Annotated in this window: 25 protein-coding genes; 11 read left to right on the plus strand and 14 right to left on the minus strand. The window is 64.9% G+C overall.

Annotated elements, in window-relative coordinates; genetic code table 11:
• Positions 1-119 precede the first annotated feature (119 nt).
• Both FHY05_RS05130 and FHY05_RS05135 read right to left on the minus strand, forming a co-directional pair.
• Entirely contained in the window at positions 120-1,253 is a 1,134-nt protein-coding gene (locus tag FHY05_RS05130; RefSeq protein WP_183943304.1) for a GGDEF domain-containing protein, read from the minus strand.
• Between the two features lie 147 nt (positions 1,254-1,400).
• The gene (locus FHY05_RS05135) at positions 1,401-3,752 is read right to left on the minus strand and encodes an EAL domain-containing protein (protein ID WP_260181225.1); all 2,352 of its coding nucleotides are present in this window, start codon (positions 3,750-3,752) and stop codon (positions 1,401-1,403) included.
• A 512-nt stretch (positions 3,753-4,264) separates the two neighbouring features.
• Here FHY05_RS05135 and FHY05_RS05140 point away from each other — a divergent pair.
• The 6 genes from FHY05_RS05140 (at position 4,265) to FHY05_RS05165 (ending at position 10,714) form a co-directional block, all read left to right on the plus strand.
• On the plus strand, positions 4,265-5,677 hold the full coding sequence (locus FHY05_RS05140) for a methyl-accepting chemotaxis protein (RefSeq protein WP_311732375.1): 1,413 nt from the start codon (positions 4,265-4,267) through the stop codon (positions 5,675-5,677).
• Positions 5,677-6,072 (plus strand): hypothetical protein, encoded by a 396-nt coding sequence (locus tag FHY05_RS05145; RefSeq protein ID WP_183943307.1) that lies wholly within the window; start codon positions 5,677-5,679, stop codon positions 6,070-6,072. The genes FHY05_RS05140 and FHY05_RS05145 overlap by 1 nt, the downstream gene beginning before the upstream one ends.
• Before the next feature lie 73 nt (positions 6,073-6,145).
• The gene (locus tag FHY05_RS05150; protein WP_183943308.1) at positions 6,146-7,927 is read left to right on the plus strand and encodes a GGDEF and EAL domain-containing protein; all 1,782 of its coding nucleotides are present in this window, start codon (positions 6,146-6,148) and stop codon (positions 7,925-7,927) included.
• A 116-nt stretch (positions 7,928-8,043) separates the two neighbouring features.
• Complete coding sequence (locus FHY05_RS05155) at positions 8,044-9,627, plus strand: bifunctional diguanylate cyclase/phosphodiesterase (RefSeq protein WP_183943309.1); 1,584 nt, start codon at positions 8,044-8,046, stop codon at positions 9,625-9,627.
• A 9-nt stretch (positions 9,628-9,636) separates the two neighbouring features.
• Complete coding sequence (locus FHY05_RS05160) at positions 9,637-10,068, plus strand: BLUF domain-containing protein (RefSeq protein ID WP_183943310.1); 432 nt, start codon at positions 9,637-9,639, stop codon at positions 10,066-10,068.
• A 178-nt stretch (positions 10,069-10,246) separates the two neighbouring features.
• Positions 10,247-10,714 (plus strand): hypothetical protein, encoded by a 468-nt coding sequence (locus FHY05_RS05165; RefSeq protein WP_183943311.1) that lies wholly within the window; start codon positions 10,247-10,249, stop codon positions 10,712-10,714.
• Positions 10,715-11,016: 302 nt separating this feature from the next.
• Here FHY05_RS05165 and FHY05_RS05170 read toward each other — a convergent pair whose 3' ends face one another.
• Both FHY05_RS05170 and FHY05_RS05175 read right to left on the minus strand, forming a co-directional pair.
• On the minus strand, positions 11,017-11,184 hold the full coding sequence (locus FHY05_RS05170) for an antibiotic biosynthesis monooxygenase (RefSeq protein WP_183943312.1): 168 nt from the start codon (positions 11,182-11,184) through the stop codon (positions 11,017-11,019).
• Between the two features lie 219 nt (positions 11,185-11,403).
• Positions 11,404-12,117: a hypothetical protein gene (locus FHY05_RS05175; RefSeq protein WP_183943313.1), complete on the minus strand. Its 714-nt coding sequence runs from the start codon at positions 12,115-12,117 to the stop codon at positions 11,404-11,406.
• Positions 12,118-12,363: 246 nt separating this feature from the next.
• Here FHY05_RS05175 and FHY05_RS05180 point away from each other — a divergent pair, with 246 nt between their 5' ends.
• Positions 12,364-12,504 (plus strand): hypothetical protein, encoded by a 141-nt coding sequence (locus FHY05_RS05180; RefSeq protein WP_221191009.1) that lies wholly within the window; start codon positions 12,364-12,366, stop codon positions 12,502-12,504.
• A 183-nt stretch (positions 12,505-12,687) separates the two neighbouring features.
• Positions 12,688-12,870, plus strand: a complete 183-nt coding sequence (locus FHY05_RS05185; RefSeq protein WP_183943315.1) for a hypothetical protein — start codon at positions 12,688-12,690, stop codon at positions 12,868-12,870.
• Between the two features lie 238 nt (positions 12,871-13,108).
• Here FHY05_RS05185 and FHY05_RS05190 read toward each other — a convergent pair whose 3' ends face one another.
• From FHY05_RS05190 to FHY05_RS05220, 7 genes are all read right to left on the minus strand, one after another.
• Entirely contained in the window at positions 13,109-13,279 is a 171-nt protein-coding gene (locus FHY05_RS05190; RefSeq protein ID WP_183943316.1) for a hypothetical protein, read from the minus strand.
• 54 nt (positions 13,280-13,333) lie between these two features.
• Positions 13,334-13,558 (minus strand): hypothetical protein, encoded by a 225-nt coding sequence (locus FHY05_RS05195; protein WP_183943317.1) that lies wholly within the window; start codon positions 13,556-13,558, stop codon positions 13,334-13,336.
• A gap of 145 nt (positions 13,559-13,703) precedes the next feature.
• Positions 13,704-14,438 carry a hypothetical protein gene (locus FHY05_RS05200; protein ID WP_183943318.1) on the minus strand — a complete coding sequence of 245 codons (735 nt, stop codon included), beginning with the start codon at positions 14,436-14,438 and terminating at the stop codon, positions 13,704-13,706.
• Positions 14,438-15,358 (minus strand): hypothetical protein, encoded by a 921-nt coding sequence (locus tag FHY05_RS05205; RefSeq protein ID WP_183943319.1) that lies wholly within the window; start codon positions 15,356-15,358, stop codon positions 14,438-14,440. Before FHY05_RS05205 ends, FHY05_RS05200 begins: the two co-directional genes overlap by 1 nt.
• Positions 15,355-16,344, minus strand: a complete 990-nt coding sequence (locus FHY05_RS05210; protein WP_183943320.1) for a hypothetical protein — start codon at positions 16,342-16,344, stop codon at positions 15,355-15,357. Before FHY05_RS05210 ends, FHY05_RS05205 begins: the two co-directional genes overlap by 4 nt.
• 8 nt (positions 16,345-16,352) lie before the next feature.
• The gene (locus FHY05_RS05215) at positions 16,353-16,994 is read right to left on the minus strand and encodes a hypothetical protein (protein ID WP_183943321.1); all 642 of its coding nucleotides are present in this window, start codon (positions 16,992-16,994) and stop codon (positions 16,353-16,355) included.
• 462 nt (positions 16,995-17,456) lie between these two features.
• Positions 17,457-17,771, minus strand: coding sequence for a hypothetical protein (locus FHY05_RS05220; protein WP_183943322.1), 315 nt, complete (start codon positions 17,769-17,771; stop codon positions 17,457-17,459).
• A 479-nt stretch (positions 17,772-18,250) separates the two neighbouring features.
• On the opposite strand from FHY05_RS05220, the gene FHY05_RS05225 reads away from it, so the two are divergent.
• Positions 18,251-18,490: a hypothetical protein gene (locus tag FHY05_RS05225; RefSeq protein WP_183943323.1), complete on the plus strand. Its 240-nt coding sequence runs from the start codon at positions 18,251-18,253 to the stop codon at positions 18,488-18,490.
• 1,181 nt (positions 18,491-19,671) lie between these two features.
• Here FHY05_RS05225 and FHY05_RS22855 read toward each other — a convergent pair.
• Both FHY05_RS22855 and FHY05_RS05235 read right to left on the minus strand, forming a co-directional pair.
• A complete protein-coding gene (locus tag FHY05_RS22855; protein WP_183943324.1) occupies positions 19,672-20,409 on the minus strand; it encodes an HNH endonuclease signature motif containing protein in 738 nt (245 codons plus the stop codon).
• A 6-nt stretch (positions 20,410-20,415) separates the two neighbouring features.
• Complete coding sequence (locus FHY05_RS05235; protein WP_183943325.1) at positions 20,416-20,619, minus strand: hypothetical protein; 204 nt, start codon at positions 20,617-20,619, stop codon at positions 20,416-20,418.
• Between the two features lie 219 nt (positions 20,620-20,838).
• Between FHY05_RS05235 and FHY05_RS22240 the strand changes: the two genes are divergently transcribed.
• Positions 20,839-21,090 carry a hypothetical protein gene (locus FHY05_RS22240; protein WP_221191010.1) on the plus strand — a complete coding sequence of 84 codons (252 nt, stop codon included), beginning with the start codon at positions 20,839-20,841 and terminating at the stop codon, positions 21,088-21,090.
• 13 nt (positions 21,091-21,103) lie between these two features.
• On the opposite strand, the gene FHY05_RS05240 is transcribed toward FHY05_RS22240, so the two are convergent.
• Positions 21,104-21,331 (minus strand): hypothetical protein, encoded by a 228-nt coding sequence (locus tag FHY05_RS05240; RefSeq protein WP_183943326.1) that lies wholly within the window; start codon positions 21,329-21,331, stop codon positions 21,104-21,106.
• Positions 21,332-21,505: 174 nt separating this feature from the next.
• Here FHY05_RS05240 and FHY05_RS05245 point away from each other — a divergent pair, with 174 nt between their 5' ends.
• On the plus strand, positions 21,506-21,661 hold the full coding sequence (locus tag FHY05_RS05245; RefSeq protein WP_183943327.1) for a hypothetical protein: 156 nt from the start codon (positions 21,506-21,508) through the stop codon (positions 21,659-21,661).
• Positions 21,662-21,665: the final 4 nt, after the last annotated feature.

Here is a 21,665-nt window from a genome sequence, read left to right on the forward strand (position 1 = left end):
CAAGCCAACTCGAGCGCTCCGCGGCACGCTCGAAGGGCTCGGGCACCGATAGGACGAGTGGCCGGAGCCGGGCGGCGGGTAGGGCGCCTTGAGAGACCGTCGGTTGAGTCTTCAGAAGCTCAGGCGTGGGCCGAGCGCCTCGTGCGGCGCGCCCATGCCGGCGCGGGGCGAGCCAGCTTTTGTCGCCGGAGCGCCGCGTCCGCTTCCTCAAGGAGAAGGTTCATCTCACCGGCGCAGCGGGATAAGCGGCTCGAACCAAGGCTGACGCCGACGCTGACCGCCTGTTCGTTGACAAAATAAGGAGCGCTCAGCCGGAGAACGATGTCGTTCGCCCGGGCGGAGATGATGTCCGGTGACGGCGCTCCAGCTTGCATGACGACGAACTCGTCTCCGCCCAGACGCGCGACCGCGTCGCCGCGCGCGGCAGAGAGGGCCAATCGCTCGCCGACAGCACAGAGAAGCGCGTCGCCGGCAGCATGGCCGAGCTGATCGTTGACCTGCTTGAAGCCGTCGAGATCGAGATAGTGGAGCGCGTAGCCGCCTGCCCTCGCGCCGATCCGTTCCGAGTCAGCGATAGCTTCGGCGAGGGCGAAGCGGTTCATCAATCCGGTCAGGTGGTCGCGGCGGGCGAGGGCGGCGATCGCGGTGCTGGTGACGGACTGCCGCTCCTGCGCGATATGTCGCTTGGCAAGGCTGCGTAGCCCGCCGGCCAGCAGCGCGACAAGGCAGAGCGCGGCGACTGCACGATCGGCGTCGGCGCCGGCGCCCAGGATCCAGGCGGGTGGCAGGACAGCGAGAAGGACGCTTCCCCCGGCGATGAAAGGTCGCAATGCCGTTGTGGCGACCGCACCTGCGGCATAGCCGACGACGAGGACCGCGACGGCTAGATGGAGCGATGGCACAGGCAGGACCAGCGCGCGCGCCGCGAAGCAGCCGAACAGCGCGGCGAAGGCAAGGTAGGACGCGCCGAACCGTCGCTCTAACGCGCGGGCATCAAGCCTTGTCAGGGCTGCTGACGCGCAACGCGCGCGGCCGCGATAGAGCAGCGCTAACCGCCAGCCGCTGGCTCCCGTGCCGGTGAAGGAAAGCATCACGACGACGCCATCGTGCGACCTCAGCGATACCAGGGCGGCGACCAGCAGGAACAGAGCACTCATGATGGTCGCCGGCATCCTCGTCGCGAACAGGCTCGCGACCCGCTCGGCATAGGGGTCCCTCTGCTCCGGGATGTGTTCTGGCAGCGCAGCTAGCATGTCGCGCTCGACGTTGACCGTGACATATTAAGATCGTGAGAACCGGCGGGTCTGCGGTGCGTGGTCGGCGGTGCGCACCCGCTCAGCCGCGCGGGACGATGCGACGCCGCTGATGATCGCTCAGGCGCGCTGAGCATGGCGTCACGGCTAAACTGCCTCGAATCTACGCCAGCTCGAGCTTCCCGCGAGCGGCCTGCACGCCTGCGTAAGGTCTAGGACCTGGTCGAAGGCAGCCCCGGTCAGCGGTCGGCTGATGTGGTAGCCCTGGATCGTGTCGCATCCCTCGGCGACCGAGAAGGCAAGCTGCTCGTCCGTTTCGACGCCCTCGACGGTCGTGGCGATGCCGAGGCACGCGCTCATCGTTATGATCGCTCGAACGATGGCGGCGCTCTCGAGATCGTCGGGCAGCTGCCGTACGAACGATTGATCGATCTTGATCTTGTCGAAGGGAAACCTGCGAAGGTAGCTCAGCGACGAGTAGCCGGTGCCGAAATCGTCCATGGCAATGCGGATGCCGGCGGCCTTGAGCTCCTTCAGCGTCGCCAGCGTGTTGGCCTCGTCGCTGAGCAGGACACCCTCGGTGATCTCGAGTTCGAGCCGACCCGCGCCCAAGCCGGATGATCGAAGCGCGGAGAGGATGATCGAGCCCAGAGCGGGATCGCGGAACTGAGCCGGCGACAGGTTTACAGCGACGCCGATATGCGATGGCCAGGTCGCCGCCTGCGCGCACGCGGTGCGCAGCACCCAGTCGCCGAGCGGCAGGATCAGTCCGGTCTCCTCGGCGAGCGGGATGAACTCGATAGGGGAGACGAGGCCGCGCTCAGGGTGGTTCCACCTGACCAGCGCTTCGGCCGCGGTGATCTCACCTGTCTTGGCGTCGACCAGCGGTTGATAATGAAGCTCGAGCTCGCCCACGCTGATCGCGTGGCGCAGGCCGATCTCGAGCCTGCGGCGTTCCTGCGTCTGCTCATCGAACACCGGATCGTAGCGGCGCCATGTGGCGCGCCCATCCGACTTGGCCGCGTAGAGCGCGAGATCGGCGTTGCGCAGCAGCTCAGCGGGATCGTCACCGTCGTCTGGCGCCCAGGCAAAGCCGAGGCTCGCGCCAAGGTGCACCGCCTGCCCGCTATACAGGAAAGGGCGATCACCGATCGTTCTCACCAGACGCTCGGAGAGGATGGCGACGGAGTCGAGGTGATCCGCGGCGACCTGCAGGACCGCGAACTCGTCGCCACCCAGCCGCGCCAGTACGTCACCTTCGCGCAGCGTGGCCTGCAGCCGCTCCGTGACCATCTGCAGAATGACGTCTCCTGCGGCATGCCCCAGTGTGTCATTGACCGGTTTGAAGCGGTCCAGATCCAGCATCAGCACCGCGAAGGAACGGTCGCGATCGCGCCGCGACGCGCTGTGCAGCGACAGCAGGTCGAAGAAGCGCGCCCGGTTCGCCACGCCGGTGAGGGAGTCGTTGAACGCGAGCGTGCGCATCCGTGCTTCGGTGCGCAGGCGCTCGCGCTGGTCGCGCACGGCGATGACGGTCTGCAGCTTATGCCCGAGCGTGACCTGCGAGCGAAGGACGCGAACCGGGATCGTCGTGCCGTCCGCGCTGAGCAATAGTGCTTCGCGCTCCTCCCGCTCTGGCAGGCTGTCGAACTCGACGCCGGGAAGCAGCGAGCTGAGGGATCGACTCACGAGACCGCCGACGGCGTGGCCGGAGAGCCGCTCGACGCTGCGATTGGCCGTCACGATCGCGTCGCCGCGACAGATCAGTAGGCCTTCCAGCGCCACGTCGGCGAGTTCGCGGATGCGACGCTGGTCCTGACGAACTCTCGCCTTCGCAGCGAGGTCGAAGCGCCACCCGATCACCGCCAGCGTAAGCAGTGCCGTGGAGACGCCGGCGACCCAGGGTGCCACCATCTCGGGCGACATCGCGTCATCGGGGAAGACGACGGCGGGGTCGCCCCGCAGCGTCATCGCGGCCATGCCGCAGAAGTGCAGCACGGCGATGGCGAGCAGAAGCAGAGCCGGCGCCGCACGCCGGACGCGGTGCCGGCGATGCGAGAGCGTCATCATGCCCGCCCCGGCGATCGGCACACCGAGAAGCAGTGACAAGAGGATGAGCGCAGGGTTCCAGCTGACCGAGCCCCGAACCAGGTAGGCGGACTGGCCGATGTAGTGGAGCCCGGCGATGCCCACACCGATGATGAGCCCTGCAACGAATTGCCTGGCACTCCGGCGTGATCGCATCGACACGAGCATGCCGGCGCCGATCCCAAGGATCGCGCACACCAGCGACACGACCGTGATTGCCGGATCGAAGGCGGCGTCCACGCCGGGCCGGAAGGCGAGCAGTACGATGAAATGGGTCGCCCAGGCGGTGCAGCCGCCCGCGACGATACTTACAACCGCCCATCGCCGCCGCGTGGTCCCGTTCGCGCGCGCCGCATGTCGGGCGATGGCGAAGCTCGCATAGACGCCGACGGCGCAGACCAGCGCCGCCATGCTGACGAGCCAGCGATCGTGGCCATGCGCGATGCAGTGCGCGATTGCTTGCAAGACACCCATGCGCCCGGACTAGGCTGCTCGTCTTAACGTAAGATCAGCAGAACGAAGGTTCGCACCTGATCTAGAGCAAGCCGAGAAGGAGGCTTGTGAAACGCGAGGAAGCTCGACCGCTGCCCGGCGCCGGTGACAATCCTCAATGTGGAAACGCTTCTATTTTACATTCGGACGCAGGGCGGGAAAGAGCTTTAACGTCGCTTAAAGAAGTGGATCTCGTGCATTCTTGGGCGGGAATATGAATAACCCATAAAGCATGAACGTACAGATTTCCTTACGGAGATATGCCGGTCCCGTCCCCTCGGAATGATGGCGGTAGCAAGATTAATGTAGACGTCAGAAGGTTAATCGTATGCGATATCACTGTGTCGATCAACAAAATGAATTTTATAATCTGTAGGGCCAGCGGACCTTTACTCTCGTTCGCCAGTTTGGCGGCCATCAGGAGTAAAAAGATGGTCAGCTGGTTTCGCAACAATGCCCCGATCCGCGTCAAATTCCGCGTGGTGGTCGCCTTCCAGATCGCGGTAGCCGCGCTGAGCCTCGGGCTGATCTATCTGGCAGCGGTGTCGCCGGCCACCGAGCTGTCGCGCATCATGTTGTGCGGCACGGCCCTCGCGTCGCTGCCGGTGCTCCTCACCTGGTACAGCGGCAAGCTCATCAGCGACCCGTATGTCACCACCGTGGTTCGCATGGAGGGGCTGGCAGCGGGCGATCTCGACAGCGCTATCCTCTACTCCGATCATCGCGACTGCGTGGGACGCATGACGCGCGCGATGCAGGTCTTCCGAAACAATGCGGAGACGATCAGGCGAGCAAGCGCTGACTCACAGGTGATGGTCGAGGCATTGGGGGCGGGTCTCGGGCGCATGGCTGCCGGCGACCTGACGGCAGCGATCGTCACACCGTTCGCGGAGCAGTTCGAGACGGTCCGACGCGACTTCAACGCTGCCAGAGAGTCGATGGCCTCGACGTTGAACAGGGTGTCGGTCGTGGCATCGGGCATCAACAGCGGCAGCAGCGACATCCGCGCGGCGTCGGACGACCTGTCGCGGCGCACCGAGCAGCAGGCGGCAGCGCTGGAGGAGACCGCCGCCGCGATGGAAGAGATCACGACGACGGTGCGCCAGACCGCGGATGGCGCGGCCAAGGCCCGTGAGCTCGTGTCGCAGGCCCGAGGTGAGGCGCAGGCCTCCGGCGACATCGTCGAGCGCGCGGTGAGCGCGATGGGCGGGATCGAGCGCACGTCCGCCGAGATCGCCGACATCATCGGCGTCATCGATGGCATCGCCTTCCAGACGAACCTGCTGGCGCTCAACGCCGGCGTCGAGGCCGCCCGCGCGGGTGACGCCGGCAGAGGCTTCGCCGTTGTTGCCTCCGAGGTTCGCGCGCTCGCGCAGCGCTCCGCCGATGCCGCCAAGGACGTCAAGGCGCGCATCGCCGCCTCGACCGTCCAGGTCGAGGTGGGGGTCGAGTTGGTCAACGCCACCGGTGTCGCGTTGCGCGGGATCAACGGGCGCGTCGAGGAGATCAGCGCGATCGTCACGACGATCGCCGCCTCGGCCAAGGAGCAGGCGGTCGGACTGCAGCAGGTCAACACCGCCATCTCGGAGATGGACGGCGTGACGCAGCAGAACGCCGCGATGGTCGAGCAGGCGACGGCGGCGACGCGCGGCCTGGCGGCGGACGCCGAGAAGCTGGCGGAGGAGGTCGCGCTCTTCACGCTGGCGGAGGAGGGCACCGATCGAACGGATCGACGGCAGCACGCGCGGCCCGGGCACGATAGCAAGCGGCTCCAGATCGTGCGACCGACGCCGCGGGTGGCGGCGCTGCGGCAGACCGCGCAGGAAGACTGGGCGGCCTTCTGATGCCCCTTCAGATCGAGCGGCGACCTGGCCATATCCTCGTTCATGGCAGCGGCCTGGCGAGCCTTGCCGACGCTCAGCGGCACTTCCGCGAGCTCTCATCGCTGCTGGTCGCGGAGCGACGAACGACAAGGGGCGTGCGGCTGCTGATCGATCTTCGCGCCGCCACGCCGCATCCGCCGGAGGTCGCATCTCACATCGAGCGGGTTCTTCCGGTCCTATACCGCGCCAGAGACCGCGTCGCGGTCGTGGTTCGCGACTCAACCCGGAAACATGAGACGAAGCGCTCGCATGATCCTTCCTACACTGACGTGTTCCTGACGCTGGCGGCCGCCGAGGCGTACCTCGGGCAGGCCCATACGCACCCATGTTCGCTCGACAGCCCAGCCGTGGCGTAGAGGTGTCGAGCGCTTTTCAGCGCTGCGAGGGATGTGGAACAATCCATTAAGAACCTGGCTGTAGGGTCCGCCGATGAGCTCGCTGTCGCCAAACTACGAAGAGGCGCGGCTCGACGCGCTCCTTCAACTCAAGCTGCTGGATACGCCGGCGAGCGAGAGCTTCGATCGCATCACCCGCATGGCCAGCCTGATCTTCGGGCTGCCCGTCGCCGCGGTATCGCTGACCGATCGCGATCGCCAGTGGTTCAAGTCCCGCGTCGGCGTTGATCATTCCAGCATCCCGCGCGACGGTGCGCCGTGCGCGCGCGTCGCCGAGGCGGGGCAGCCGCTCGTCATCGAGGATCTGCTCGACCACCCGCATTATGCCGGGAGCGTGCTCGCCCATGCCGGTACCCGCTTCTATGCGGGGGCGCCGCTGATCACCAGCGAAGGCTACGGGCTCGGCGCGCTCTGCGTGCTCGGCACCGAACCGCGCCGGGCGGCGCCGGCGGAATTGTCCGCGCTTGTCGATCTGGCCGCCATGGTGATGGCGCAGATCGAACTGCAGCATGCCTTCGGCCGGATCGACCCCGTCAGCGGCCTGCCCATGCGCAGCCAATTCCGCGACGACCTGCTCGATCTCGCGCGCGAGCGCCACGGCGAGCGGCAGATCGTGGTCTTCGTGGACATCGCGCGCGACGAGCAGATCAGCCGGATCAGTCGGGCACTCGGCGGCGCGCGCGTCGACGATCTGATACGAGAGGCTGCCCGTTCGCTTCGCGCCGCCCTCGACGGGGATCGTCGGCTGTACCACGTCGGTGCTGCCCAGTTCGCCTTTCTCGCGCCGGCTGGCGCCGATCCGCACGATTACACCGCGGATCTCCGCTCCGGCTCCGCGGCGATACGAGCATCGTCCTCCGTCCGCTTCGTCACCAGTCTGGCCATCGGGGTTCGCCCGTTCGCGCTCGGCGAGGTCTCGCCCGACGACCTCCTACGCGGCGCCGCTGCGGCCGCGCAGGATGCTCGCGGCGTGTCAGGATCGGTCTCGCTCTATTCTTCCTCGAGCGACCGGGCACACCAGCGGCAGTACGTGCTGATGCAGGATTTCGCCGCCGCCTTGGCCGCGAGAGACCAGCTTCGGCTCGTGTATCAGCCGCGGATCGACCTCGCGACGGGACGGTGCATCGGTGCGGAAGCGCTGCTCCGGTGGCGATACCCGCGTCTCGGCGACGTGTCCCCCGCCGAGTTCATCCCCATCATCGAACAGACGTCGCTTGCCCTGTCCACCACGCGGTGGGTCCTCGACGCCGCCATGGCGCAGCTCGCCCGCTGGGACCGCGGCGGCCTGACGTTCCGGCTCTCGGTCAATCTGTCCGCGGTCAACCTGAGCGAGCCCGACCTCGTCGCCCGCGTTCAGGCCGGCTTGTTGCGGGCAGGACTGTTGCCCGAGCAGCTCGAGCTGGAACTGACCGAGAGCGCGATCATGGAGCATCCCGAGCAGGCGATCGGGGTACTGCGCGAGCTCGCCGCGGCCGGCATCTGCCTCGCCATCGACGATTTCGGGACGGGGCAGAGCAGTCTCGCCTACCTGCAGCAGATCCCGGCGCAGGTCGTGAAGATCGACCAGGCCTTCGTGCGCTCGCTGACCGACGCCGGCGGAGCCGACTACGTGCTCCTCGAGACGATGGTCGCGATGGCGCACAAGCTCGGCCATCGCGTCGTCGCGGAGGGGGTCGAGACGAGCTCGGCCGCCGAGATCGTCGCGGCGCTGGGCTGCGAGGAAGCGCAGGGCTATTGGTTCGCCCGCCCGATGGAGGAGGACGTCTTCGCCTCTTGGATGCGCTCTGCTGACGGCCGGCGCCGGTACGCGGGCTGAGCAATGTGCCGAGGCGCTAGCCCTGCCGTGCTCCCGCGCGAACCTTGGCGCACTTAACGCTTTGTTTTGAATGGCTTCCTAGATGCGGTCCGACAAATCGCGCCGGGCCAGACCAGATGCCATATTCCGACCTTACCCCAGAGTCTTCCGCGCGCGTCCTTGAGTCGCTGCAGAACCCGGTCATCGTGATCGATGCCGGCGGCGACCTAAGCTACGCCAACGCCGCGGCCGCCGCGCATCTGGGCGGCTGGATCGTCGGATTGTCGTTCTCGGACATCTTCCCCGACGTCCTGCATTCCACGTTCAACGCGGATGCGCCCTCGTCACTGCGGCTGACCACGCGGCAGGGGGAGAGCTTCGACGCACTGGCCAACCCACTCGGCGGCGGCAGCACGTGCATCAGCCTTTGGCCAGGCTCCGGCACTTCTCCTCACTCGGTGCCTGCGTACCAGGACGATCTCACCGGCCTAGCGCTGCGCAACCCCTTCATGGCCGCGCTCGAGGCAGCCGTGGGCACGGCGGAGCCGCGGCACGTCGCCGTGCTGTGCCTGGATCTCGATCGCTTCAAGATGATCAACGACACGCTGGGTCACGGGATCGGTGACCAGCTGCTGAAGAAAGTCGCAGACCGTCTGCGCGCGGCCTGCCGGAAGGAAGACGTGATCGCCCGACTCGGCGGCGACGAGTTCGTCATCCTGCAGAGGGGGATCGCCGGCGCGGAGGACGCGGAGAAACTCGCCGGGCGCCTGGTCGACCTGGTCGGCAGGACCTATGTGCTGAGCGGCCATACGATCAACGTGGGTGTGAGCATCGGCGTGGCCATCGTCAGCGGCCCTGTCCAGCCGCGCGACCTGTTGCGCAACGCCGACCTCGCCCTCTACGAGGCCAAGCGCGCGGGGCGCGGCCGGTACCGCTTCTTCGAGAGCGGTATGGACGCGCAGCTTCACGAACGGCGCGAGCTCGAGATCGATCTGCGTCGCGCGCTCGCCCTCAAACAGTTTCAGCTGGCTTATCAGCCCTTCGTGGATCTCGAGACCGACACTGTCATCGGGTTCGAGGCTTTGCTGCGCTGGAACCATCCGACCCGCGGCAACGTCCCCCCGCTCAGCTTCATCGGCGTGGCGGAGGAGAACGGCCTGATCGTCAAGATCGGCGAGTGGGTGCTGACCACCGCCTGCATGGAAGCTGCCGGGTGGCCGGGGGACCTCATCGTGGCGGTCAACGTGTCGCCACTCCAGTTCAAGGCCGACACGCTCCTGGAGACGGTCTCGTCGGCGTTGGCGCGCTCCGGACTGGCGCCCGACCGGCTCGAGCTCGAGATCACCGAGGGCGCGCTTCTGGCCGACACCGACAACGTCCTGGCAACCCTTCACGCCTTGCGCGCACTCGGCGTGAAGATCTCGATGGATGATTTCGGCACCGGCTACTCGTCCCTCAGCTATCTGCAGAAGTTCCCCTTCAACAAGATCAAGATCGATCGCTCGTTTGTCTCGGGCGACGACGCCGACAGCGAGGCGATCCTGCGCGCAGTGTCCGGACTCGGCTCCAACCTCGGCATGGCAATCACCGCCGAGGGCGTCGAGACCATGGAGCAGCTCACGCGCATCCGGGAGCAGCATTGCACCCATGTTCAAGGCTACCTGACCGGCCGTCCGATGGCGCAGGCGCAGGTCGCCGGTTTCTTGTCCGAGCGAGCGTGAGGAAGCACGATGCCGATCTACCGACTGGTCTATTACAGCCGCAACCATGTGGCGCTGGACGTCCTCGCCAGCGAGCTGGCTGACATTCTAGCGAAGAGCCGTGAGAACAACATTCGCGACGAGATCACGGGCGCGCTCATGTTCAATGCCGGGTGCTTCGCTCAGGTGCTCGAAGGGCCGCTGGAGCGAGTCGAAGCGGCGTTCGAGCGGATCCAGCAGGACGAGCGCCACGGTGAGGTGTCCCTTCTGTCGCTCGAGCCGATCGCCGGCCGAAGCTTCCCGAATTGGGCGATGGGCTTCGTCGGCGCGTCGGCCGCCGACGTCGAACGCTACGCCTCGTTCGGCGCGGCGAGCGGCTTCGACCTGTCTCGCTTCGACGGCGATGAACTTCATCAGCTCCTGCTGGAGCTCGCGATCGAAGAAGAGCGCGCAGCCGCGTAAGCTGCCCTCGACGTCGCTCCGATGAAGCCGTCTCTCGTGCCTTGGCATCTTGGCTCGGTACGCTCGAGGCGGGCGAACGGCAGACGTTGAGGGCGGAGTAGCGCGTGCTGGATGGCCGCTTGTCGGTCCTCGCCACGAGACGGGCGGGGCGCAGCGCCCACTTGCGGCCACTCGCGGGATGCTGGATGATCCGGCGATGCTGCTACGTTCCACGGCGCTGACAGCCCTCCTACTCGGATCGTCTTTCTCGACAAGCGCCAGATCGGAAGGCTTTATCGCTACGCCGGCGAAACGTCAGCTAAGCCGTCTCTCGCTAGCCGACGCCGACGCTCTCCTTTTCAAGCTCAAGACAGCTCAGACCGATCTTGCCAAAGGAGAAGACCTGCCCTTTTTCCTATTGTCTGGTTCGTTGGCGTCCGATGCCATGGCAAGGCTCTCCCCCCGCGATGCCTTCCTGAAGCTACCTTTTGGTGACGTCTGGAACATCGAGCGCCTCACCGCGGACACCCGGCTGCCTCAGCGGTTTCGGCTTGCATATGCGCCGACAGGGCTGGGGCAGCTGTATTGGAACATCGAGGTTCTTATCAACATCGATGGCAGCATCGAGCGAGTGACGATGACTTACGAGCCGCCCGCCCCCTTCTGACCGGTCGTGTGTCTCTCTTCGTCCCGAACGGGTCGGCCGGACAGCGATGCTAAGCGCCCGATCGGCTTGAACGCGGAGACGAACGGACGACCGGATTTCCACGGCGGGCGCGGGCCTCATCGGCCCGCTCGGCCGCGGTGAGCACCTCGCGCTCGTGTCGACGCAGGATCTCCAGCGGCAAGCGATCAACCTCGCGCGCAGCGACACGTTCGCGCCGCAGGCGCGAGGCTTTCCGTGCGCCATCATCGCCGGCCGCCCCAGGTCGTGCGCCGGACGATGCGCGCCGGCTGAGATGACCGACGTCAGTCGATGCGGCGCAGCCGCTCGATGGCAGACGGTTCGGCGAGCAGCTCGTCGAAGCGGGCGGCGAGGCTGGTGAAGGCGGCGGCCCGAGCATGGGCATCAAGTGCCGCCTGATCCGCCCATGCCTCCACCATCACGATCACGCCGGCCCCCTCAAGCATCGTCATCGATGGTGGGGATGCGCGTGGCTGGGACCGTGGACAAGTGGTCACCCTCCCTGAGCTTATGGTCCAGAACGGCGATCCAGGCGGAGGGGAAGGGAGGCGCGTGCCGGTTGCAGGGACCTTCCCCCACAACCAGAACTAACGGTTTTCCGCCACTTTTCGGGTCCGAGAAGCGGTCGTTGTGTACTCCTTTTTGTACCTCTTTTCCGACAACGGCAAGCGTCACCTTCGCCGCCCCTCGTACTGAAGGACGTGTCGCGCCTCATAGAACCTCACGCCCTTCACGCCCGCTCGGCGACATGCCGCCATCCACGACCATTTCACGCGATCGACTCGGACCGGAAAGACACGGTGTGAGCCTCGGCTGAGCGGCCGGAGCGCTTCTATGGCCGTGGGGCTCAGAGGTACTTCACGCACGATCGGTCCGGCGGAGCGGTCGCGGAGCTTGGCAGTGGCAGCGTCCAGGTCGACGTCGCGCCATTGAAGGTTGGAGAGCGCTCCACGGCTCAGGCCGGTCTCGGCGGCGACGACAACCATGGCGTGGAGGGCGGGCTCATCTTCGAGCGCCTGGCATATGAAAGACAACTCAGCGGCGCTTAGATGCCTGCGTCGTTCGTTGAGCGTGAAGCCCATCGCGGGATTGTCCGGGAGAGTGAGCCCGAAATCATGACGGGCGGCCTCGTAGGCGAACCGGATCAAGCGTAGGTCTTGCATGACGCGTGCTAGGCGAACGAACTCCAATCTCCTCTCGGCCCATGCCCGAATGGCGCTGGTCTTGAGGTGGTGCAGCTTCACCCGGCCGAGGCTGGAGCCTTGGATAAGGCTCGCGCTGCCCTTGGTCGTAAGCCGAGCATCGTCCCTGGTCACGAAGTGCGCGACGGCTTCGCTCAAGGTGATCTGCTTCTTCCGCTTTGTCGTCGACCGCTCATTGTCCATCGTTCATCCCCCTTCAAGGGTCCGTTCTTGAACAATGCTGGTGATGACGGCAAGTGGATCGTGAGTACCAAAATGAGTACCCTCAAGACATTCTACAATCGTGGAGTTTCCACACCTGTGGACAATGCATCAATTTGCTTGCGGGAACCTTTTGTTAGTAGTACCTCAATTAGGTCGCAGCGCCGCCTAGAAGCGCGAACGACTTCACACATGGCACGGGAAAGACGCACGATGGAGCAAGGGGATGTGATCCGCCTGTCGGATGGGGAGGCGGTACGCATGGGGTGTGGTGTGGTCGTGGTAATGCAGCGCGATGCTGATGACGGAGAGGTCAAGAGCGTCGTCCTGCAACTGTCGGACCTTGAAGCGCTCATGGCGGCGCTCTGACACTAGGACACGCGACCGAGGCGGCGAGCTGCAACTAGGCCGCCAAGGTTGGGCGACGAGCGGAAGGACCCCGCATCGTCACTGGAAGGGCTCCGAGTCAAACCGGGGCCCTTCTCGCGTCTCGCGAGCCCTTCAGCATCCATCCACTCGGCTCACGCGTTTGTGACGCGGGAGGAACAAGATATGATGGAAGACCCTGTAGCCTGCCGTGAGCGGGCTGAAGTCGAGCGCTCTGCCGCCGCCGCAACCACACTCGCCCAGGTTAAAGCTCGTCATCTCCAGGCCGCCGCGTCGTGGGACCGAATGGCGGAGCGCGGCGAGGCGTACCTCAAGTCCAAGGCGAAGAAGCTGGAGGCCACCGCCTGACGGACGCAGCTCAGCCTCGCTGTGGAAGCGGGGGTAGCTGAGAGGGAAGTGGCGCCCCGCCACATCGGGGGGTTGGGGGAGCAACGGGGCGCCGAGTGATCCGATGTGCTTGAGGAACATCAGTCCTCCTCTCAACCCGATCCGCTCGGGGTCGTTCCGTGCCGCCCGGCCGATCCAGAGCCTTGACGAGAAAAAAGCCCCTCGGGCCTGGGAGGGCTCAAGGGGCAGGGCATGGCAACTAGATGTCGAGGACGCCACCATCGGGCTCTGTCGCCGCCGCGAGGATGGCGGGGAGCTGCACCATGGCGCCTGGGTGGGCGAACAGCGCCGGCAAGACCAGCGAGTCCACGCGGTCGTCGAGGCCCCTCACGGCCGGATGGTCGCGCAGAGCCGGCACTTGGCGGAACAAGGCTGCGCCGTAAACTGGAGCGGGCTCAGCGGCGTCCTCGTAGAACCGGCGGTTCTAGGTGCGAGGACGCGTAGACGGCTTCGCTGCTGCGGGTAGAGGCATCAGGGCCAAATCGTCAGCGGAGGCGAAGGTCCGGTACTCCTCCCGCAACACGTAGCCGCCAGTAGCTAGGATGCTCGGCAGGACCGAGCCATCGACCCAGTTGTAGAATGCGTCCAGCGTCGGATGGTCGTCGCTATCACGAAGCATGTGGAAGAGATTGATCGAAGGTTGTTTCATGTAGAGTACCTTATCGCTCCGCAATCTGCGGGCGTATTGTTAAGAGAGGCGCACGAGGAGGCTTCACGCGCGTCGTTAGTCTTACCGCTCGTGTAGCGGCGCCCGCCATGTGCGCCTCAGGATGCCGCTTACTGCCGCCGCGTCCTTAACGAACGCGATTGCCGTTGACGTCGATAACCGTGCGACCCCGGCTTGAACCACGTCGAACGGACGGCGGGGCGGGAGGCAGGCCCCTCGTGCGGACGTCGAGAGCCTGCTGGACCTGTTTGTCCTGCGCGGCTGCTACCTGCTCGAAGGACATGCCTCGCGGACCAGGCTGCGAGATGCTGCCGTAGCGACTGATCCACTGAGATTTGAGCGTAGCTCGATGCTGCGCGAAGGCGCCTTGGCGCTCCGCCTCGTCGAGGATGCGGAGGTTCTCCGTCACCGACTTGTACGGGTTCACGCCGGACATACGCATCAACGCCATGTCGCTGTTGGACGCCGTGCCCTTCTGCTGTTTGGCCGCCGCCAACGCGATCTGAGCCCCAACAGTCTTCAACTGGTCGCGAGAGGTCCAGGTACTGTCGCTGATGAAGGGGCGGGCGAGAAGGCCGAGAGCTGCGCCCACCTGATCAAGGACCGGGGTGCCGTCTTCCTCGGGCGTGATCGAGTCGAGGAAGTTGGCCTTAAGGGCTCCGGTACCCATGCGTTTGACCGCCGCTCTCGTACCTGAATACGTTCGCCTGGCATCTCGCTCCGACTCCGCAAGCGCCGAGGAGTCCCTGAGGATCTGCATATCCTGTGCGGTCGTCTTGGCGCGTGCGGGCGCCGCTGTGGCCGTTCGGGCCGAGGCCGCCGTCGCGAAGGGCGAGGAGGCCCACCAGTTGTCGTCTGCCATCATGGCTTGATCCTTATAGACCCATCAGGGGCCATGAATTTCGCCCCGCTAGGCAGGGCATCGAATTGAGCTTTGCTCTTGGGCGTGCTGACACCCCTGCTGACGCTGGCCGGCGGCGTGCGAAGCCTGGAGGCGCCCTGAGCGACCCTTGCGGCACCCTGAGCCACACGAGCGGCTCCCTGCTCCACACGAGCGGCGCTGTGCGCCTCCTGGACCTTCCGGTGATCCTTGAGCGACTCCGCGAGGTCGTCCTGCCGAGCCTGGGTGTGCGCCTGGTTGACGTTGAGCCCCATGGCGCCACCAAGTGCCCCATAGGTCTCATCCCACTCGGCCGGCATCCCTGTGATGTCTACGCCGTACGCGCGGGCGTGAGCGAGGAGGCTGCGGTACGCCGCCGGCCGCTGCTCAAGAGGCATCTGGGCCACAGCAGCGAGCGCACGGGACCGCATGTCCGCGATGGTCTTGAAGTCCGGCTGTGCCTTCAGGGTAGCATTTCGGTCCACGGCTGCTCGGAACTCGGGGACCTCTCGGTACGACTTGGCGCCTGTGCGGCGGTCGGTCGTAATCTCGAACTGGTCGCCCGGCCCGCCGTAGCTGATGTCCGGTCGCTCTTCCTCGCGGAGCTGGCGCTGTCGGCCTGCGATCGACTGAGCAGCGGCGCCAAGACCATCGCCGAAGTTCTGGCTGGAGAGGAAGCCTGCCCCGATGCCTGCCAGGGTCTCCGAGATGTGCGCCTTGTCCCACGGGGTCGGCTTCTTGGTCGGCGGCGGCTGAGGGAGCGGAGGAGGATCGACTGGAGCGTAGGACTGAGAGCTGCCGAACGGCTCTACGAGGGGGGCGAAGGCCGACGAGCGGGGCTTTGGAGGCTCACTGAGCCAGCCGCCCGCGAGCGGTGAGATGTTGGAGTTGTAGGTGTTCATGACTGCTTGGGGCTAAGCCCGGTGTAGATGCTGGCGCCGGCCGCCGCCGCGCCTGCGAGCTGGCTAAGGATTGAGCCGGATTGTGTGCTCTTCGTGGTGCCCGAGCTGGTGCCCGACTGGCCCCACTGGTTCCCGGCGACGATCTTGGCGTAGCGGTCGAGGAGGTCCGTCGCGCGGCTGTCCTGCCCCTGCCACTTCTGAAAGTCGGCGGTGAGCTGGCCCTGACGGTCCGCCTGGTCGGCGGCGTCCGCGCCCTTGATGGCGTCGAAGGCGCCGTAGGCCGCGTCGTTGGACTTGCCGAGCGCATCGACCCCGAAGGACGCGAGGTTCCCGTAGGAGCTGGCGGCCTGGCCGAGCGCTGACAGGTTGGTGGACCTATCCGACTGCGCGAGCGAGAGGCCGCGATCGTAGGCGTCGCCTCTGATCTGAGCCGAAATGTCGCCGATGCGATCCGCCGCGCCTCGCTGCGCGATGCCCGAGGCAACGCCAGCTCGCGAGGAGTTGATGTTGCCCGTGGCCGAAGCGGCGCGGTCGATGCCGGGGAGGATGCTCTCAGACAGGTTCCGGGTGACGTCACGCGCGTTCGCGTCGATCATCCCCTGGATGGCCGGATTGTTGGCGTAGGCGGTCGCGGCGGCGATGTTCGCCTGCGTCGGGTCCTGTCCGGCCATGGCGGCGAACTGATCGAGCGTAGAGCCCGCCTTCGCGCCATAGCCGGCCATCTGGGACCCCAGGTTCCCGAGGGTGGTGGCCGTGTTGAGCCCCTGCCCCGAGGCGTAGGCCTTCAGCTTCGCGAGCGCGTCCTGAGCACCAGCGCTCATGGCTGCGTAGGTTTTGCCCTCGTAGTAGGGCGTCCCCTTGGATGAGCCGTAGATGTCCTTCGCGGAGCCGAAAGCGTTGTTGAGGTAGGGAGCCTGGAAGCTGCTAGGCCCTGTGTCGAACTTCTCGTTCGTTTTGGTCGTGCTGGAGCCTGAGAAGAGGCCCATGATCATTCCTATGCGCGCTTAGCGCTGCGTTTACGGGTTCGGGGAGAGCGAGTAGTGACGGCTACTCGGCCGCGCTTGGTCGCTGGTCGAGTTCCGCACGGCTCGTCGGCAAGCACTTCCGCTTCATTGTTGAGCATCGCTTGCCGATCAGCCTCGACCTGCTCGGGCGTGGGAACGGGTGGCTTGCCGTCATCGTCGTCGTCGAGTTCCGGTAGGTCGAACGCCTCAGGGTTTCGCTTCAGGCCGGGATGGGCGCGGGCAAGATCGTCCCACGCTTCGTAGGCCATCCACGAGGCCTTGGGCCGGACGGGCAGCGTTCCATCGGCACACAGGGCCAGTGGAGGACGTACGAAGCCGAGTTGCTCGACCTGCTTGCGGACCCATCCGTCCACCATTCGGTCGCCAGGAGTCCGGAAGAGCGTCGCGATTGTCAAGGCGCCGAGCGTGGACACGATGGTCAGCCGCTCGGAAGTGGCATTCGCATTGAAGGTGTGGAGCCTGAGGTGTTGCCGATCGAAGCACGATAGGTGCCGTTTGTCGGTGAGCGCCTTCTGCGAGGCGTAGAGGTCCTTAGCGGCCCACCAGACCTCGCCGTCCATGATGACGATGCGGATGGGCTTCTTGCCGAAATGTAGGGTTTGTTCTGTCATGTATGTTCAAGGAGAGAGGATGCGGCCCGCTCGGCCCACAGGTGCTTCTCCTCCGCTACCAGGCCCCCATCGGTCCTGAATGACCTTACGGCCGCAGCGTCGACGAAGAGCGATCCGGGCGAGTCAGGAAGCCCGGTGCGGAGGCGCTTGTCCTGCTGGAGCAACCAGCCACGCAGACGCCGATTGGACCAACAGGTCATCCGGGTCTCAGCGAGAGCCCGAGCGGCCCACGCGGAGATGACGTGCGAGGCGTTGTCCTCTGGGTCGAACGGGAAACGATGAGCGCCGACGTGAGCCGAGGAGAAGCAGGCGCAGGCTACAGGGTCGAAGCGGCCTTGGAGCGCGAACTGGATGTGCGACGTAGAGAACCACGGCTTGCCATCCAGGACAGCGATTGGAACGGGAAGGCCGCCGAGGGTGGCTCGCGGGTAGGATGCCGTTCCGAAGTCGACCTCCTCGACCTCAATCAGCACGTCGCACCAAGTGTACCGCTTCACGGTTCAAAAAGGCGCGGACAGTCGCGTCGATCGGTCGCTTACGGCGGCGCTTCGTCAGCGCCAGAGCGGCCGGGATTGAGACGACCGAGTAGCGCTGAGTTCCCGAGACTGACGGGACGTGGCGATAGGCGCGTTCGGCATCCGGCGTCCTGTTGAGCCAGCGCCCAGGATGCTTTGACACGTCGAGGTCAAGGATGGCGAGCACGTCACGTGCGACAAGCCACGCGGTGCCATCGGGGTCGACGGTGTAGCGAACGCTGTAGCCGGGGAACGGCAGCACGCCGCCACCGGGTCGAGCGGGTGGAGGGGTCATTGAGGTCTCTTACTTAGGGTTCACTGGCGACCACCTTCGTCGTGTTCGAGGGGGGCCCTGTCCTCTAGTCAGCACTAATGGCGATTGTCGCCACGTGTGGAGGGTCACCCAACTGTCAGCTCCGACCTTGGAATGCTGGCGATGCACGCCTTCTTCGCCAATCTACGAAGTTTGGAACCTCAACGGACCGTGTTCTGCAACGGTCGAAGGGTCCTCCCTCTTCAGGTCCGTATGGCTCGTCGGAAGGCTGTGGTGCCAAACACGCTCGGGGCGTTGCTCTCGCGGCTCAATGCCACTTCCACTAAGTCGGACATGTTCCCAGGTGAGAGACGATAGAATGCGTCGACAAGCGGAGTTTTCATACAATCTTTTACAGTCGCGCTCGGTTAAGTTTGACTTCGAAGAATTGCAGGAGCAAAATCCTGTAGTGTAGCATGGAGTCGCTGATGGCCGACGATCAGCATCCGTCAGAGGACGGCCACCATCCCGATCTTGAAGAAATCCGGTGGAAGGTGGCAGAGAAGAGCCCTGATATACCGACCAGTAGCAACGAGTGCTTCTGGGGTGGCGAGTGGTATCCGCACATGAGCTATGCTGAGGTGCGCGGCCGACGAATGCTATGCCTCAAGGGCAAGTGGGTCGATGGAGATATTAGTCTTGGGGAAGACGCACAGCCAGAGGACTAGGTCTGCACTCCAACGATAGGGCCTACCTCTAATCCGTCGTTCAACCTTTGCGAGGTGCACCATGTCTGATGATCCGCCACGTTTGCAAACAGCCTTCCAAGACCCATCGGATTGGGAGCAAGCCGGGGAAGCATTTGGAACTGAGGGCGGAAAGTATTTGGGCTCTAAAGGGGGCCCGAGTGGCGAGTGGTTTGCAGGAATGGTTGGTGGCCTCGTTGGGGCTGCGGCCGGAGGACTTGCTGGCATGATCGCGTCTTGGTGGGGGCGACAAGAATTCGGGACAGAAATCAAGGAGCCGGGCTCAGGGGAAGGTGATCCAGGCTATGGGATGTCAGGTGCCGGCGGTGGTGTCAGTGTCGACCCCAACTCAGGCGGATCTCTTCAAAGCGGCGGAGAGTAAGTCGTCGAATATTTGGCTGGACATCGCACCTGTGGCGGCAGTCTAATTCGGGGGCGCTATAAGCTAGGCTCGAACCCGTACACTCAACTGCCATGTAGAATTGCCGGATCAACAGTAGAGCTCCGAGCGGCAGCATGGCGGGCGCAGCGAAGCCGTCAGTTGCGAATTGGGCCCGGCCCTGCGCCGCTGGGACCACGCCCCGCCGCCCAGAGGGACCCGTGAGCATTCGCATTTCCCTAGGATTTCTGCGGGGTTGCGGGCTTTCGGGTCGAACCGAGGCCAGGTCGTCCCTCGTGGTGACGTGGGGTGCTGGAGGGGCTGTGCGTGGCGAGGGGACATTGGCTTCGAGCCGAGGTCGTTCGTCCGCCGTTTGGAGACATTAGGCCCGCCTGATCGCGCTCACCGCCATCGACCGGACACAATCAGGCTTCATCCTCCCGCTCGGGAGACGATGCGTGATGGATGCACAGCAAGTCGCTACCGAGATTGCCGCTCCGGCGCCTTCAGACCTGACGAGGCCTGCTGGCCCTCTTCAGGTCCCCGACAGGCTCAAGGCCACGTCGTCGCCGTGTCCACCAACCGCGAGCGGCGAGGTCGTCGTGTGCGGCCGGGCCGATCAGGAGCAGTTCCGCCTACGTCCTCTGCCAGACCTTCCCGAGCCCAAGAGCATCCTGAGCACGCCGCTCCGTTTCCACCTCGCGCCTGGAGTGACCGTAGCTGCCGTGGGCTTTGGCGTGGGCGTGCGGGTAGAGTTCGGGCCAGGGAAGAAGAGCGGCAGCGACTAGCAATCCGCAGACTTCCCCGAGACGCTCAAAGCCGCCGGGGTGGGCTTCGTGATAGCCCACCATGTACCAATGCCTTCGGGAGGGCTCTCACGCCCGTGCAATCGCACTCCATGCCACGACATTCGCCACACCGAGAAGTCAGGGTGCACTATGCTCTGAGCACCTTCGTAAATGAAACTTCCGCGGCCTAGGTCGGCTACGCATCGAAAGCTTTCGGGAGGGAAGTACTCGGCCAAACTAGCCCATAATGCAGGCTCGCTCATTGGTTTCCACATGCTGACGTCTGGCGCGAAATCAGACGATAGCGGGCGACCGATGTGATGGCAGAATAGGCCACGAGCGACGTAGGCGACGAGGCTTCGAAGCTTTCGGGCGTCAACCTTCAGAGTGAACATGGGTTGAAAAACGCCGTTGACGTTAAGCCAGACGGGGGAGGACTGCTCGATCCCCAGCTCTCTGCCGAGCTTGCGGTTCCTCTTCAGCCTGGGGCGTACCATCTGAGTCCGGAAGCGATCGCCCTCTATATGGTTTGAACCCGCCACAAGGGCTGACGCAGCGTAATGCTCAAGCTTCGATTTGTCGTTGTTGCAGCGATTGCACGACGGCACTTGCGGAAGGTTGTCTCTGTCCTCCGGGAAAAAGAAAGATCGGGCAACGACGTGATCGGCCGTCGAAGAGGCTCCCTCCTTGCCACAGTAGGCGCAGGGCTTACCTCGATACCCTTTCCCAGACACTTTCTCTCACCGGCCCGGGACGACCGGAGTGACTGCTTTCGGATTGACCAACTGCCAAGCCGCAACTTCCGCCTCGTTGTCCTGGCGGGCCAAAGGGGTCCAGAACACCGCATCACCGCGCGAGCCGTCGATTGCTAGCTGCCAGGTCTTTCCTGTGGCCGTGTCGAGGAGGATGGTATCCTTTTGGACGTGAGGGCTGTGCACGATCACGTAACGCCCCGAGCCTCCTACCGGCCCTGCCTGCGCCATCGCGGCCTCTGACAGCCCGAGAGTGCCCGTGAGACACGCAGCGCACAGCAAGCTCTTCCTCAACATCACGGTACAACCCCCTGAGCCCCCACGACTCTCGCCGGCCCTGATAGCCCGAGCAGGACGAGCCGTCACCTCACCTCTTTCCTACATCGTTCCCGGTGTGTTCTCTCAGGCGTTATGTCCCCCAGGTCCCGCCGAGTCGTCCTTGAGCTATCCCCCGACATCCTGCGAGAAGCGATCGAGCACAGGCCCGAGGAGGACGCGGGGCTACGCCTAGCCCTCAGGTGCCTCATGGGCCTGGGCGTGGACAGGACGCTGCTCACGGCCTTCTGGGAGGCGTTGAGAGCCGAGGTGGACATAGGGCGCCGGCATGGCGTCGAGAGGGCCTTCGAGGCCGTGAGGGGCGCTGCGACGGCGGAGCTGGCCTAGGCCTCAATCACTATTATTCGCGCAGCCAATCAAGCTTAGCTCTGGCATCAGCCTCGGCCTCGTCCGCTGTCTCGAATAACCCCGAGAACTCATCGGGTGTCCACTCGGGCGAGTCATGAAGATCAGGGGCCGGCCAATACATCTCTTTGAAGGTGGTATAGCGATAGAGCCCAAGTGAACTGACACCGATGTCGAGAAGGTGCTTACCGTCCTTACTGGCGATGGTTTTCACGATTGTCATGTTTTCAATCTCAACCTTCCCGTGATCTGTAGACCCTCTCGCCGTCAGTAGTCTCCATCGACCATCATCGATGTGGCTTCTCGCCGGGCGCTGTATAGGACATGGCGCCTCGCTGGACCACGGCGCCAGCGAGTTGTTGGCGTATCCTCAACCCTTGGCCGCTACACCAACCACATGCCCTCGAACCCGACCATCATCGCGAAGCTCCGGTCCGCTCACCCGAAGATGACGTGGGGCATCTACCTGCCCGATGAGGGTCGTTGGCTCGACTTCCTCTTCCACAGCGAGCTTGAGGCCCATAAGTTCGCCAAGCGCCTCATGCGGGCTTAGTTGT

The organism is Sphingomonas sp. BK580, from assembly GCF_014194975.1.
Taxonomy (GTDB): domain Bacteria; phylum Pseudomonadota; class Alphaproteobacteria; order Sphingomonadales; family Sphingomonadaceae; genus Sphingomonas.

What these genes read in the sequence shown, in the direction of transcription:
- FHY05_RS05130 (WP_183943304.1), bottom strand. Translation starts at nt 1,253, where the DNA reads ATGCTAGCTGCGCTGCCAGAACACATCCCGGAGCAGAGGGACCCCTAT.
- FHY05_RS05135 (WP_260181225.1), bottom strand. Translation starts at nt 3,752, where the DNA reads ATGGCGGCGCTGGTCTGCGCCGTCGGCGTCTATGCGAGCTTCGCCATC.
- FHY05_RS05140 (WP_311732375.1), top strand. Translation starts at nt 4,265, where the DNA reads ATGGTCAGCTGGTTTCGCAACAATGCCCCGATCCGCGTCAAATTCCGC.
- FHY05_RS05145 (WP_183943307.1), top strand. Translation starts at nt 5,677, where the DNA reads ATGCCCCTTCAGATCGAGCGGCGACCTGGCCATATCCTCGTTCATGGC.
- FHY05_RS05150 (WP_183943308.1), top strand. Translation starts at nt 6,146, where the DNA reads ATGAGCTCGCTGTCGCCAAACTACGAAGAGGCGCGGCTCGACGCGCTC.
- FHY05_RS05155 (WP_183943309.1), top strand. Translation starts at nt 8,044, where the DNA reads ATGCCATATTCCGACCTTACCCCAGAGTCTTCCGCGCGCGTCCTTGAG.
- FHY05_RS05160 (WP_183943310.1), top strand. Translation starts at nt 9,637, where the DNA reads ATGCCGATCTACCGACTGGTCTATTACAGCCGCAACCATGTGGCGCTG.
- FHY05_RS05165 (WP_183943311.1), top strand. Translation starts at nt 10,247, where the DNA reads ATGCTGGATGATCCGGCGATGCTGCTACGTTCCACGGCGCTGACAGCC.
- FHY05_RS05170 (WP_183943312.1), bottom strand. Translation starts at nt 11,184, where the DNA reads ATGACGATGCTTGAGGGGGCCGGCGTGATCGTGATGGTGGAGGCATGG.
- FHY05_RS05175 (WP_183943313.1), bottom strand. Translation starts at nt 12,117, where the DNA reads ATGGACAATGAGCGGTCGACGACAAAGCGGAAGAAGCAGATCACCTTG.
- FHY05_RS05185 (WP_183943315.1), top strand. Translation starts at nt 12,688, where the DNA reads ATGATGGAAGACCCTGTAGCCTGCCGTGAGCGGGCTGAAGTCGAGCGC.
- FHY05_RS05195 (WP_183943317.1), bottom strand. Translation starts at nt 13,558, where the DNA reads ATGAAACAACCTTCGATCAATCTCTTCCACATGCTTCGTGATAGCGAC.
- FHY05_RS05200 (WP_183943318.1), bottom strand. Translation starts at nt 14,438, where the DNA reads ATGGCAGACGACAACTGGTGGGCCTCCTCGCCCTTCGCGACGGCGGCC.
- FHY05_RS05205 (WP_183943319.1), bottom strand. Translation starts at nt 15,358, where the DNA reads ATGAACACCTACAACTCCAACATCTCACCGCTCGCGGGCGGCTGGCTC.
- FHY05_RS05210 (WP_183943320.1), bottom strand. Translation starts at nt 16,344, where the DNA reads ATGGGCCTCTTCTCAGGCTCCAGCACGACCAAAACGAACGAGAAGTTC.
- FHY05_RS05215 (WP_183943321.1), bottom strand. Translation starts at nt 16,994, where the DNA reads ATGACAGAACAAACCCTACATTTCGGCAAGAAGCCCATCCGCATCGTC.
- FHY05_RS05225 (WP_183943323.1), top strand. Translation starts at nt 18,251, where the DNA reads ATGGCCGACGATCAGCATCCGTCAGAGGACGGCCACCATCCCGATCTT.
- FHY05_RS22240 (WP_221191010.1), top strand. Translation starts at nt 20,839, where the DNA reads ATGTCCCCCAGGTCCCGCCGAGTCGTCCTTGAGCTATCCCCCGACATC.
- FHY05_RS05240 (WP_183943326.1), bottom strand. Translation starts at nt 21,331, where the DNA reads ATGACAATCGTGAAAACCATCGCCAGTAAGGACGGTAAGCACCTTCTC.
- FHY05_RS05245 (WP_183943327.1), top strand. Translation starts at nt 21,506, where the DNA reads ATGCCCTCGAACCCGACCATCATCGCGAAGCTCCGGTCCGCTCACCCG.